The 13,830-nt window shown below is 35.6% G+C and carries 13 protein-coding genes; 9 read left to right on the top strand and 4 right to left on the bottom strand.

Annotated features, from left to right (window positions below):
• Window positions 1–17 precede the first annotated feature (17 nt).
• The 4 genes from acs (at window position 18) to mtgA (ending at window position 5,122) form a co-directional block, all read left to right on the top strand.
• Window positions 18–1,922, top strand: coding sequence for an acetate--CoA ligase (gene acs, locus R8G33_03125; GenBank protein ID MDW3094645.1), 1,905 nt, complete (start codon window positions 18–20; stop codon window positions 1,920–1,922).
• A 51-nt stretch (window positions 1,923–1,973) separates the two neighbouring features.
• Window positions 1,974–3,671, top strand: a complete 1,698-nt coding sequence (lpdA, locus tag R8G33_03130; protein ID MDW3094646.1) for a dihydrolipoyl dehydrogenase — start codon at window positions 1,974–1,976, stop codon at window positions 3,669–3,671.
• A 302-nt stretch (window positions 3,672–3,973) separates the two neighbouring features.
• A complete protein-coding gene (locus R8G33_03135) occupies window positions 3,974–4,282 on the top strand; it encodes a hypothetical protein (GenBank protein ID MDW3094647.1) in 309 nt (102 codons plus the stop codon).
• Window positions 4,283–4,435: 153 nt separating this feature from the next.
• Complete coding sequence (gene mtgA, locus R8G33_03140; protein MDW3094648.1) at window positions 4,436–5,122, top strand: monofunctional biosynthetic peptidoglycan transglycosylase; 687 nt, start codon at window positions 4,436–4,438, stop codon at window positions 5,120–5,122.
• 177 nt (window positions 5,123–5,299) lie between these two features.
• Here mtgA and R8G33_03145 read toward each other — a convergent pair whose 3' ends face one another.
• Together R8G33_03145 and R8G33_03150 are read right to left on the bottom strand one after the other, a co-directional pair.
• Window positions 5,300–5,632 carry a YegP family protein gene (locus R8G33_03145; protein ID MDW3094649.1) on the bottom strand — a complete coding sequence of 111 codons (333 nt, stop codon included), beginning with the start codon at window positions 5,630–5,632 and terminating at the stop codon, window positions 5,300–5,302.
• 287 nt (window positions 5,633–5,919) lie between these two features.
• Entirely contained in the window at window positions 5,920–7,290 is a 1,371-nt protein-coding gene (locus tag R8G33_03150) for an aminotransferase class V-fold PLP-dependent enzyme (protein ID MDW3094650.1), read from the bottom strand.
• Between the two features lie 688 nt (window positions 7,291–7,978).
• Here R8G33_03150 and R8G33_03155 point away from each other — a divergent pair.
• The 3 genes from R8G33_03155 (at window position 7,979) to R8G33_03165 (ending at window position 9,605) form a co-directional block, all read left to right on the top strand.
• On the top strand, window positions 7,979–8,251 hold the full coding sequence (locus R8G33_03155) for a hypothetical protein (GenBank protein MDW3094651.1): 273 nt from the start codon (window positions 7,979–7,981) through the stop codon (window positions 8,249–8,251).
• 26 nt (window positions 8,252–8,277) lie between these two features.
• Window positions 8,278–8,826, top strand: a complete 549-nt coding sequence (locus tag R8G33_03160) for a hypothetical protein (protein MDW3094652.1) — start codon at window positions 8,278–8,280, stop codon at window positions 8,824–8,826.
• Window positions 8,827–8,942: 116 nt separating this feature from the next.
• Complete coding sequence (locus tag R8G33_03165) at window positions 8,943–9,605, top strand: DsbA family protein (protein ID MDW3094653.1); 663 nt, start codon at window positions 8,943–8,945, stop codon at window positions 9,603–9,605.
• An 8-nt stretch (window positions 9,606–9,613) separates the two neighbouring features.
• On the opposite strand, the gene R8G33_03170 is transcribed toward R8G33_03165, so the two are convergent.
• Complete coding sequence (locus tag R8G33_03170; protein MDW3094654.1) at window positions 9,614–10,222, bottom strand: arylesterase; 609 nt, start codon at window positions 10,220–10,222, stop codon at window positions 9,614–9,616.
• 67 nt (window positions 10,223–10,289) lie between these two features.
• Between R8G33_03170 and R8G33_03175 the strand changes: the two genes are divergently transcribed.
• Together R8G33_03175 and R8G33_03180 are read left to right on the top strand one after the other, a co-directional pair.
• Window positions 10,290–10,934, top strand: coding sequence for an ABC transporter ATP-binding protein (locus R8G33_03175; protein MDW3094655.1), 645 nt, complete (start codon window positions 10,290–10,292; stop codon window positions 10,932–10,934).
• A gap of 52 nt (window positions 10,935–10,986) precedes the next feature.
• A complete protein-coding gene (locus R8G33_03180; protein ID MDW3094656.1) occupies window positions 10,987–13,428 on the top strand; it encodes an FtsX-like permease family protein in 2,442 nt (813 codons plus the stop codon).
• Between the two features lie 62 nt (window positions 13,429–13,490).
• Here the strand turns inward: R8G33_03180 and R8G33_03185 are convergent, their stop codons facing one another.
• Window positions 13,491–13,823: a hypothetical protein gene (locus R8G33_03185; protein ID MDW3094657.1), complete on the bottom strand. Its 333-nt coding sequence runs from the start codon at window positions 13,821–13,823 to the stop codon at window positions 13,491–13,493.
• Window positions 13,824–13,830 lie beyond the last annotated feature (7 nt).

Genomic DNA, 13,830 nt, shown 5'->3' on the forward strand with positions numbered 1-13,830 from the left:
TTAGTTAATTAATTTCTATGAATAAGTACCCTGTAAATGAAAAATATCAATCTTTATATGATTGGTCTGTTCAAGATCCTGTTGGATTTTGGTCTGAACAAGCAAGCTATCTTATTGATTGGATGCATCCTTGGAATGAAGTGAGAAGCAACAATAATGATAAAACACATGCAAAATGGTTTAGTGGCGGCAAGTTAAATGTATCGTCCAATTGTTTAGATCGCCATTTATCTAAAAGAGGCGATAAAACAGCAATTATTTGGGAGGGTGATAATCCTAATGATTGTAGAAAGATATCTTATGCAGAACTGCATAAAGAAGTTTGCATATTTTCTAATGTACTTAAATCTTATGGGGTATGTAAAGGAGATAGAGTCTGTATATATATGCCAAATATTATAGAAACTGCTGTTGCTATGCTTGCTTGTGCAAGGGTAGGAGCTATTCATTCTGTAATATTTGGCGGGTTTTCATCTAATGCATTAAAAGACAGAATTGTTGATACTCAATGTAAAGTTGTTGTTACAGCTAATGAAGGCAAACGTGGAGGAAAAAATGTCCCAATTAAAAGCATTATCGATGATGCTTTATTAAATTGCCCGTTAGTGGAAAGTGTAATCGTTATAAAGCACACCGAAACAAATGTGAACATGATTACTGAAAGAGATGTGTGGTATCACGAGGTCAAGAAGAATGAGTCTGATGTGTGTAATCCTACACAAATGGAGTCAAATGATCCTTTATTTATTCTTTACACATCGGGTTCTACTGGTAAGCCAAAAGGTATACTTCATTCATCTGCTGGTTATTTATTACATTGTAATATTACATTCAAATATGTGTTTGATTATAAAGAAAACGAGATATTTTGGTGTACTGCAGACTTAGCATGGATAACAGGACATTCTTATGTATTGTATGGTCCATTATCTATGGGTGCGACAATTTTACTTTATGAGGGCGTCCCAACTTATCCTACTGCAAGCCGCTATTGGGATATGATTGATAAATATAAGGTAAGTACATTGTATACAGCTCCTACTATTTTAAGAACACTTGTAGGAATGGGTGACAGTCACTTAACTGATTCAACACGTGAAAGTTTAAGGTTGCTTGGATCTGTTGGTGAGCCTATAGACCCTGAAACATGGCATTGGTACTTTGATAAAGTAGGAAAACAAAAGTGTCCAATTATTGATACGTGGTGGCAAACTGAAACTGGAGGCATCATGCTTTCACAATTACCACATTCAATAACACATGAATGTGGTGACGACGTAAAGCCAATGTTTGGAATTGTTCCAGACTTGGTTGATGATAATCATAAGCTAACATCAGATGAATCAGGAAATTTAGTTATAAAAGAACCATGGCCTGGGCAGATGCTCACTATTTACAATGACGAAAAACGTTTTCGAGAAACGTATTTTATCGATAGTAAAAATGGTGGGTATTATATACCGGGGGATAGAGCGCAGTATAATCAGCAAAAGACATTAAGAATTACTGGAAGAGCAGATGATACATTAAATGTTGCTGGTCATTTGTTAGGTGCAACGGAAATTGAGGCAGCACTGATTAAGCATGAGGCTGTAGCTGAAGCAGCCGTAGTTGGATATCCGCACCCTGTGAAAGGTCAAGGAATTTATGCATACGTTGCATTAATTAATAATTATCAACCTGACGAAGAAATGATAAATGAATTGCTAGGTTTGGTTAAGAGTGAAATTAGTGGAATAGCTAAACCAGATGTACTTCATTGGACACCAGAATTACCAAAAACACGCAGTGGCAAAGTAATGCGAAGGATTTTGCGTAAAATCTCTAATAATGAATTTGATGATGTTGGAGATACCTCTACTTTAGTGAATCCATCTATAGTTGAATATTTGGTAACCAGTCGTACTCAGTATGGAAGCTAGCACATGAATCTTAATTCCTTATTCATGCGTCCCTCAATTCTAAAATAGCATATGTTAAAAAATATAAATGTACCTGACTTAGGTGAAGCTGAAGGCGCAAAAGTACAAGAAATTTTAGTTTCTGTTGGCGACACCATAAAAAATGGAGATATATTAGTAATTTTCGAAACTAGTAAAGTTGCTATAGAGCTTGAATCTCCAGGTAATGGTATTGTTAAAGAAATATTAGTTTCAGTTGGTGAAGAAGTTAATGAAGACCAATTGTTAATGAATGTTGATCTAGCGGGAGATCAATCTAACGAAGGTGAATCGTTAGATAATAATCATTTAAATGAGCTTGAAGAAGATGTATCTGTAGAAGTTTTAGTATTGGGTTCTGGTCCAGGAGGATACTCAGCTGCATTTAGAGCAGCAGATTTGGGCAAAAAAGTTATTTTAGTCGAAAGGTATAATACATTGGGTGGTGTATGCCTTAATGTTGGTTGTATACCTTCTAAAGCATTATTGCATGCTGCAAAAGTCGTTAGTGAAACAAAAGAAATGAATAATCTTGGTATTAACTTTTCTTTATTAGATATTGATACTGATAAATTACGTGGATGGAAAAATAAAGTTGTTACTAAGCTAACTAAAGGTTTAGCTAATTTAGCAAATAAGCGTGACGTCCAAATAGTGAATGGTGAAGGATTATTTGTTTCATCAAATAAGTTAAAAGTTATATTTCCCGGTGGTAGATCAGCATTTATTGAATTTGAGAAAGCAGTAATTGCTGTAGGATCTGAACCAATAGAAATACCAGATTTCCCAAATGATGATCCTAGAATGCAAACTTCAACTGATGCATTGGAAGTCAAAGATGTTCCTGAGCGATTATTAATTGTTGGTGGAGGTATAATCGGATTAGAAATGGCCACGGTTTATCATGAGTTAGGCTCTAAGGTAACAATCGTAGAATTTGCTGATTCCTTGATACCAGGTGCTGATGAAGATTTAGTTAAACCTCTTCATAAGAGAATAGAAAAATTATATGAGAATATCTATTTAAACAACAAAGTAATTAGTATTGAGTCTACTATCACAGGTATGTATGTGAAATTTGAAGGTGCAGATGGACTTAAAAAAGACTTATTTGATAAAGTACTGATTTCTGTTGGTAGGAAATCAAATGGGAATCTCATTGATGTTGAAAATGCAGGTGTTAATGTAGACGAGCGAGGATTTATTTCAACTGATAAACAAATGAGGACTAATGTTGATAATATTTTTGCTATTGGTGATGTCGTTGGTCAACCAATGTTGGCTCATAAAGCGGCACATGAAGGTCGAGTAGCGGCAGAAGTTATTGCCGGGATGAATTCGAGCTTTGATGCAACCTTAATTCCATCTGTCGCATATACGGACCCAGAGATTGCCTGGGTTGGGATGACTGAAAAACAAGCAAAAAAATCAAACATCAAATACGAAGTTGGAGTTTTCCCCTGGGCTGCTAGTGGCCGCTCATTAAGTATAGAAAGAAGTGAGGGTATTACAAAAACTTTATATGATCCGGCGACAAAAATAATAATAGGTGCTGGAATAGTTGGTACCAATGCAGGAGATTTAATTTCAGAAGCAGCACTCGCAATCAAAAAACAATGTACCGCAAATGAATTAGGTGAATTAATTCATCCTCATCCAACACTTTCTGAAACGTTAGCTCAGTCAGCTGAAGTTTATGAAAAGACTATTATTGATATTTATGTCCAATAAATAATTTCTAATAGTTCTCAAGCTTTAATTTAGAGCATCATGTTCAGTAAATATTTAATAATATCAAGATATTATATGAAGTTTCTTCTATAAATGAAATTGATGAAAATCATTATGAAAAATCTCTGATAATTTCACTCATTATTTCTCTTCATAAAAAACGCAAATAAATCAAATAACAATATTTAAGTTGAATTCATGAACATCTAGGCGTCAAATGCTAATGAAGCGGTGAATTAACCGGTTGTTTCTGTCGTATTCTAATGAAGGCGATTTACGTAAATAATTAGGAGGAACTCGCCATGCATAATGTAACGATTGAAGATCTATGTAGTAAGCTTGAGAACAAGGCCAAAGATACACATTTTCTTGATAAGTCAGTTGAAGGTATGGAGCATTGTGCTGATTATTTTGTTAAGAAATTTGCTGAAGAAAATGGATTGGCTGCACATACATTAGGCGCTTTGCGTTGGTACTTTCAGTCTGATGATGCGCTCGTTGAAGATGGACTAATAGAATTGCAGTGTCATGTGAACCCGTTTACTCATAAAGGCCATTGTGGTTTTCAGTTTGTAGATGTTGAAGAAATCGATTCAAAGAAAAAGCAATAGATTACTTTTAGTTGAGAAATAAAGGGTGACCAACCCTTTATTTCTTCGTATTGAAATTGTATTCACCAGTAATCATTTAGAAAATTTCATACTGCCTGCCATTTAATATCTCCTTGTTTTATAGTTTAGTTCTCTCTATGTTACGATTGTCTCGTGAATAGATTATTTCAATGGCTATTAAAATTTGTACTGAAACTTGCCTTAGTATTTATTGTAGTCAGTATTATAGTTGTTTTACCATTTCGCTGGATCAATCCTCCAATTACGATGGTGATGATGGATCGTTGGTTGCATGCATCCAATGAAGACTTTGCATTACAACAACAATGGCTTAGCTGGGGTGAAATTCCTAAGCATGCAGCATCAGCAGTTATGGCTTCTGAAGATCAGCTCTTTGTTGTACATCATGGCTTTGACTTTGATTCAATTGCCGATTCATTAAAGTCGCTGGGTAGTGGCCAGCGGCTGCGTGGCGCAAGTACTATTAGTCAGCAAGTCGCTCGAAATGTTTATTTATGGACAGGCAGAAGCTGGATTAGAAAGGGTCTTGAGGTTTGGTTTACTGTTCTTATTGAGCTAATGTGGAATAAACAGCGAATATTGGAAGTATATTTAAATATAGCTGAGTGGGGTGAAGGTATTTTTGGTTTGGAGTCAGCGAGTCAATATCATTTTAATCATTCAGCATCACAACTCACACGTATACAATCTGCATTACTTGCTTCTAGTTTGCCAAGTCCTCTTAAATATAAGCCTTCAAATCCATCGCCATATTTAATTGAACGAGCACGTTGGAATATTAAACAACAACAGTGGATTACTGGCAGTAATTATGAGTGAAAAATAATTTTATTAAATGAAGAGTCTCATATTGCTAATCTAGATAAGATGGTGCTGATAATTAGCTAGCATTCAAATATTTTGATGTTTAGGCCATAAAATATTTAAGTGTTTGCTAATATTAATGGAATGGGGCATTAGTTTTATGTAATGCCCTGAATGCATCTCCATCTTTTTTTATGTAAGACTGTCAATTTTTGCTTTTGGCGCATTCGTTTTAACGCTTTTTATACCATTGTCTCTAGCTCGTGTTGTATTGTACATCTCAGATGTGCCAACCACTTGACCATTAAGTGCTTTGAGACAAAACATGTGTTTTCCATTGCGGGAAGTCTTAGATTCAAATTGTTTTAGTGTTTTAGCATTTTTTTGTACTGATGCAATACCATTATTACATCCCGCTCGACTCTTATATCCTTGACTAGCAAGGATGATACCGCCATTGCTGGCTTTTAAGCGAAATCGAAAATTTCCTTTCTTATCTTTAAATATTTCAAATTTACCGGCCATTCGTCACCTCCTGAAATTTAATTTATTGTCGAGTGTGTACTAAATATAAATATGAAGAGAATGTCAAATGAATAGAAGAATTTATGGTGTGAATACCAGAATTAGTGTAGCGATAATTGAATTATTAACGAAGTTAAGCTTATGTTTCAAAGATCTTAGGAGATTGGATCACTTTCTACTGATGAGAATTAAGGCAGGAGATATAGTTGATTGCGTATTAATAAAGAAGGAACACTTTGCTTGAAACAAAGTGTCCCTTCTTTAACTTTATTAGAAATTTAACTAACTTATCTTCCGTATACGTCAATTCCAGGAAGTGGACGATGGTACTGAACAACTTCTGCATATTTCTTAGATGCTGCAGCAATGCCTTTTGCGCAATCGGCTGGAACGCCTGCTTCTTCAACTGCATGTAAAAATGCAATGGAAGCCATTAATGCATGTTGAGGTTGAATGCCTCCTGTTGCGCATAGGCGCCAACCCATATCTGGATAACCAGGTATTGCAGCTGCTTCTACCGCATGTTTAAAGTACATAATGCTTAGTACTTCCATGATTTTCTGCTCACCATATCCTTCTGGTGCTTTAATAGCAGTGACAGCATTTGAGGCTAAGCTCTTATCTTTTGTTACTAAGTCAAAGCCAGCTGAAAGTACTGCAGCACGGTAGATCTCAGAACATTCTTTATGACGTTCACATACGCGATCAATGCCTTCAATGGCTATGCTATCTAAAGCCACTGCGAATTGTGCATAGTTACTTGGTGTTTCAATGTGAAGACCATGGGTGTCCATCGCTTCAATGATCTTGCCAAGGTTCAAGTAGTGCTGTGATTTTGCTTGTCCTGCTTCTTGCAATTGTTTCTCAGACTCTTGAATCTTAGCCACAGCTTTAGGGCTTAAGGTAATCATGCCGATACCGGGAGTACCCATAATGCCTTTTTGGCTGCAACCCACGAGCATATCGATACCCATGTCCTTCATAGAAACTGGCATGCTGCCAATAGAAGAGATTCCATCAATAACAAGAAGTGCAGGGTGGTTAAGTTCATCCAACATATCGCGAAGTTTCTTAGGATGAATTGTGACGCCAGCGGCTGTCTCATTTTGAGGTGCCATCACCATCTTGATATTATGGTCTGCGTCTTTCTCTAATATTTCTCTGGCTTTTGCATAGGGTAAATCATCCCCTAGGTCACACTGTAAGCGAATAGCTTTTCTTCCAATATTTTCTACGCAATTGCCCATGGCCATACTGAACCAGCCAATTTCCATCGTCAGCGCGACAGGTGTATCTGAATCCTTTTCATCTGGCGTACGACATGACCCAGCCGCTGCTTCGGTAGCTGACGTACCAGAGCCAGTGAAGAAAATAGATCGACCGCCTTCTTGCATGCCCACCATCTTTCCATATTCTTCACGTACTGAAGCAAAGAATTTGGCAACGCCTGGACCACGCATTCCTCTGGTTTGATTTGAAGAGAATTGGGTTACCAATTCAGATCCAAACGCGGGTCCTGGTGTCACATTGATAATTTTATTATGTGGCGACCAGACATATGACTTATCGTTAATAAAGTCGACATCAGAATCTTCCATTTGCTTTGTTTCGATAAGACGCCTAAGACCAGAAAGTGGGGAGATTAATTCATTCGTCATTTGCTTATATCCCTATGTATATACATGTTTACAGTGCTGATAATTAATAAAAAGCTCAAGATAAACAAACCAGAGAGCAGCCAATCTATTTGGAATCCTATTATGAATAAGGTTGGCTAATGGTGCGTTGTCTTCTGAAGTGTTCTTTTAATACGGCCTTTTTTCTTAACCCGCGATGTTATCACAATCCCTTCCAGAGAAAAGGTAGACAGCTCAACAACAAGGTAAACATAACTAGCTGTTTGTAATGTATTAGTTAAGTGAGGATTGGCAAGAATTTTATGCCCCTATATGTATTCTTAATATATTATTCAGTAGAGTCGTTAGAATAAGTAATATAAATATTTAATCCAAAATTGTTTTTTTGAATAAAATTTGATGCTCCCACTTTAAACTTATCGGCTTTAGTGCTTATTAATTTGTAAATGCCTTATTTGAGACAATTGATATTGGTTCTATATAGTCTGTTTTATCAAATAAAGGGATATAAAAATAATTTACTTGATTAGTACATAATCATATTCTAATATTGCACATATCTTGTGCATCCTTACTAAATCAGTGCTACTACAAAGCCTTTGCATAGACAGTAGTATGTAACTCATTGATAAATAGATAGTAATTATGTGGCATAACGATTGCAAATTGGTTGTAACGTTTACAATCATCTATATACATTGGGGAAACAATGAATTTATTCATATCAAGCATCTCGGTTACAGCACTTTTAGCCACAACATCAGGTGCTTACATCAAGGATCATTCTGTAGATGAGCGTCCCATCAGTGAGTATTGTGCAATGGCCACTAAAGGCTATGAACTAGTAAATATTGAATCTCAAGCACTTATTGATCAAAACACGCTTCCCGCGCCATTTCATACTCAGCCAATTGCCAACTACCGATTGGTTCCCGGTAATGATTGGCCTGAAGATTGTGAAATATATTTCGCATCAAATTAACAATTTAATTATTTAGGAAACTTACAATGAAATTATCAATTTACACATTATTAACACTTTTAATATTAGGAATATTCAGCATCACGCCACTCTTTGCTGAGAGTAATGAAGATTTGGAAGATTATATCGCGGAATGTTCTGCGCCAAAGGCATTTTATGACCCAGCAGTGATGGCTGAAACTATGGCAGACCCAGCAAAATTCATGAGCTTCATTACAGAAATGAATAATCCTGCAACTGCTAAAGCGATCGCAGAATGTATGGCACATCCAGAGCAATGGGCAAGTGTGATGGCAAGTATGACTGACTATAACAAGTATTCGCAAGCAATGATGCCATTCATGAATCCACAAATGTACATGAACTGGATGGCAGCATCGATGAATCCTCAGACATATACACCATTTATGTCATTCATGAATCCTGCTTACTACACTCAGTGGATAACAACAATGATGGACACAACTAACTATGAGTCAATAATTAGCATGATGAATTCAACTGAATACACAAAGGCATTTGAATCATTTTATAAAATGCCAGTTGTTGCTCAAGCAAATATAGTGCAAAAATAAATTTCTTATAGAAAGAGAGATTATCTTAAGCCCCAAACACAAATTGGGGCTTTTTTATGTATGCAGTAATGAAACATCTGTTATAAAATTCTAATCATTGAACTAATTTTTTATAGATGAACAATAATCCTTTAATAATTAATTATTTTACAGACATTTTATGTGTGTGGGCTTGGATTGCAGAAAGAAGACTAGAAGAATTAAATATACATTTCGGTAGTAAAATTAAAATCAGTCATCGGTATATTGATCTTTTTGGTGATACTGATTCTCGCATACAAGATCAATGGGCTGAAAAAGGGTTGCACAAAGGATTTGGTGCGCATGTTATGCAGGCAGCAGCTCCTTATGAAACAGCTCCAGTAAATGCAGATGTTTGGAGTAAAGTATGTCCAACAACATCTGCTACTGCGCATATGATTATTAAAGCAGTAGAGTTAACTTATGGATATCAATCAGCCGTTAAGTTTGCAAAAGTATTACGGGAATCTTTCTTTATAAATGCAATAGACATAAGTAATTTGCAATCGCTTTTTACTTTACTTGAAAAACAAAAATTTGATGTTAACCAAATTGATCCTGTATTAAATAATGGCAAAGCACTTGCAGCATTGATGAATGATTATCAAAAAGCGAATGACTATGGAATTAAAGGGAGTCCATCTTTTGTGCTTAATGATGGTCGGCAGAATCTATTTGGGAATATTGGGTATAAGGTGCTAAAGGCAAATATTGAAGAGTTGCTTGCAAAATCAACAAATGAAGCGAGTTGGTGTTAAATATAATGCTAATTTGCTTTTAACATAGTCAAGACTGTTTGCAATTTATCCCAAATATTTTCAAGAATTTTAGGTTGTGCCTCTGCAGTTGGATGTAGCCCATCGGCTTGAAAATACTTTTCTTGTAGTGCTATCCCCTCCAGCATGAAGGGCACATAAAGAATGTTGCTATTTTCTGCCACATCAGAGAATACCTGATGGAATGCTTGTGTGTATTTTTCTCCATAATTTGGAGGCAATTTAATTCCTAGTAATAAAGATGTCCCAGTTGTGCTGCATTTGGTTACCATTTTGTCCAAATTATTTTTCATTAATGTAAGTGATTGGCCACGAAGGCCGTCGTTGGCTCCCAGCGCAATAATGCACAGTACAGGTTGATGTTGCCTGATTAATCTTTCCAGTCTTGCCAATCCTCCTGAAGTAGTGTCACCGCTGATAGAGGCATTTATGACATTCCACATTGAATTATCATTATTTAATCTGGTGCGTAATAAATTTACCCATCCTTGCTCTATCTCTATGCCATAGGCTGCACTTAAACTATCACCTAGAATAATGATGGTATTTTCTAGGGATGAGCTCTTGCTAATATTGTCGGCGTGAGAGACATTGAGCATCACTATATAAATTATAAATAATCGGAGATACATTATTTCTAGGTCACCTATATTGAGCTGTTCTCAAGTGAGTAAAGTTGTACCTACTCAAGAGAGTTCTATTTCTATTCTTGAGAAGATTGATTTCCATGTAAGTGAATCAGAATCGGTTGCTGTCATTGGCCAATCTGGTTCGGGTAAAACGACATTATTAAGCATGTTAGCAGGTCTTGATACTCCGACAACAGGCAGTGTGAATTTGTTCAATCATTCATTGGAAAAATTAACAGAGGATCAGCGGGCTGAATTACGTAATCAATATATTGGGTTTGTATTTCAGGCTTTTCACCTGCTTCCAGGTTTTACTGCATTGGAAAATATCATGCTACCGCTAGAAATAAATAACAATAAAGATGCCAAGGCGATTGCATTATCTCTGCTAGATAGAGTAGGAATGAATCATCGGGCTAATCATTTTCCAACGACATTATCAGGGGGAGAACAACAACGTGTTGCAATTGCAAGAGCATTCGCAACTACTCCACCTATATTACTTGCAGATGAGCCTACAGGTAACTTAGATGCAAATACAGGCAGCAGAATAATTGACTTGCTGTTTGAGCTAAACCAAGAAAAAGGAACTGCATTAGTGCTAGTGACACATGATTCTTCTCTGACAATTAAATGCAATAGCGTCTATTGCTTAGAGAATGGCCGAATATCAAAAAAATAATATGTTTAAATTTTATTATAAATTTCTAACCAGGTTGCTTAGGCAGGGGGCAATGCGACTATTCTGTGTTGCTGTAGCGCTTGCCTGTGCAGTGACATTCAGTATTACATTGCTAGGTGATCGTCTAGAGCAATTATTTGATGCACAATCTAAAGAAGTTCTTGCTGCAGACATAGTGCTGCAATCATCAACTGAAATAAATTCACAACAAGAAAATATTATTGATCAATTTGAATTAAGACATGCTAGAACTTTAACATTCCAGACTATGGCGAATCCTGAAGATGGAGAAGGATTTCTATTATCCAGCGTCAAAGCTGTCACAAATGGATATCCATTACTAGGGGAGTTACAAACAGCATATAAGCAGTTTGGAGTGCCTTCTGGAACTCAAGATATTCCAATGGTTGGTCAAGTTTGGGTGGAGGACCGCATACTAAATGAATTGAATTTACAGTTAAGTCAGTTCATAAATATTGGTGAAGCATCTTTAAAAATTACTCGTGTTTTAGTATATGAGCCAGACCGAGGAAATAGTTTTTATAGTTTTACACCTCGTATTATGATGAATTGGAGTGACGTAGACGCAACTAAAGTTGTGAAACCTGGTAGTAGAGTAAAATATCGATATTTGTTTGCTGGTAATCAAGATAAGTTATTTGATTTAAAAAGTAAGCTATCGGAAACGTTGCAACTCAACCAACAATTTGTCTCTGTTGATCAAGCAAATCAAACTTTAACCAATACTCTAGAAAGAGCTTATCGTTTTTTAAACATTACTGCATTAATTGCAATCTTATTAGGCGCTATTGCAGCAGCATTGGTAAGCTTTCAATACGCAAATGAAATGACTTATCAATATGCATTGTTACGGTGTTTGGGTATGCAGGGAAAGCATATGGTTGGTGCAGTTACTTTTCCTATTATTGTATTCTTTTTATTGGCTATCATTATTGGGTTTGTTGTTGGTGGAGGAGCTCATCTTATTATTCTTAGAGCTCTAGGCAATTTAGTACCAGAAACCTTGCCTGGCCCTTCGATAAAGCCATTTATATTGAGTGCGCTGACAGCATTAATCGTAGTCGTTAGTTTTGCTTGTCCATTTATATATAACTTATTAAAAACAGCACCAAAATTATTATTAAATCGAATGGAAGTCCAAAGACAACCGATAGGAATTACATTGGCATCTATGCTTTTGGGCTTGTCTTGTTTAATCTATCTTGGAACAAGAGATGCACTAATTAGTATTTATATACTTGCAGTATTATTGGTATTTGTTTTGATAGCGTACATCGTAACCAGGTATTTTATTAGTTGGTATGGAGTGCTCGTTCAAAAGAAATTTATTTCAATGAATTTGACTGCACGGAGTTTAAAAGCAAATAAATATATGGTTGTCATTCAGGTGATAGCAATTGCATTGACAATTTTTTCTCTAGCCATTATTTCAACAATCAGAGATGACTTGGTGAGTTCTTGGCAATCAAAAATCCCAGATAATGCCCCAAATATATTTGCTATTAATCTATTTGATCATGACAGAAAAAAATTCTTAAGTGAATTAACTAGGCTTGATATCGATAGCAGTGATCTATATCCCATAGTAAGAGGTCGTTTAAGCGCTATTAATGATAATGAGATACGCCAATATGTTAGTAAAGATGATAGTCGAGGTGATGAGGCTTTAGACAGAGACCTGGCACTTACCTGGGCTAATGAGCTTCCAAAAGAGAATGAAATTTTACAGGGTATTTGGCATTCAGCTAATTCTGGAGAATATAAAAGTGGTGTATCTGTTGAAGAGGGAATCGCAGATAATCTCGATATTAAGTTGGGCGACAAACTTAGCTTCACTGTTGAATCTGAAGTATTCTCAGCTGTTGTTACCAGTATTAGAACAGTAGAGTGGGAATCATTTTCACCAAATTTCTATATGATATTTTCAGATGGTGTGCTTGATGACTATGCAACTACCTATATAACTAGTTTTCACATAGGTAATGAGCAACGTTCTAATCTTGCCGACTTTGTTAAAAAATTTCCTAGTGCTACATTCTTTGATGTGGAATTTTTATTGACACGAGTGCGAGGTATTGCTGAAAAAATAAGTTACGCTGTAGAGGCAGTTTTATATTTTGCAATATTATCTAGTATTCTAGTATTCATCTCTATAGAAATGATTCTGAGAAAATATAGAATATATAGCGCAGCTATATTTAAGGCATTAGGCGCCAATACAAAATTAATTCATAAAGTCTTCCGCTCTGAATTTATATTAATTGGAGTCATTGCTGGGTCTACAGCTTATTTATTAAATGTGATTATCAGTTATGTAATTGCAAATTATATTATTGAAGGTCAATTTATATTTAATATAAAAACAACAATCTTATGCTTAGTTATAACACCAATACTTGTATTGGCGGCAGGTTATATATCAGTGAGGCGAACAAAGAATGTATCTGTCAAAAAATTGCTAATACTTAACTAGAATTAATATAATTGATAGAACCTACAATTTTATATAGTCCACGAAATTATATGTAAATTAGTTTAAACTTTAATGCTAGGGTCAAATGGATTTATATACTCTGATTCATATATATGTCGTTGTTCAAAATCAATTATTTCGCCTCTAACTAAGTTATTAATTATTTTAGGGTCATCCTCTAACTGACCTAAATACTTATCATCCTGAACTAGTAATATTTCAACCCATAATTTCTCTGTCAATACTTTTTTGGAATCAGTGTCTAACATTTTAAAAATTAATTTTACTTTACTACCTTTCTCTAACTGGCGTTCTATAGCATCAGAATAATGGTCATTAACTGTGTCTCCATCTTGATATTCTAATCTATTAATTAATTCCCATCTCATATTCATTGGTAGG

Source organism: Gammaproteobacteria bacterium (genome assembly GCA_033344735.1).
Lineage (GTDB): Bacteria > Pseudomonadota > Gammaproteobacteria > UBA4575 > UBA4575 > UBA1858.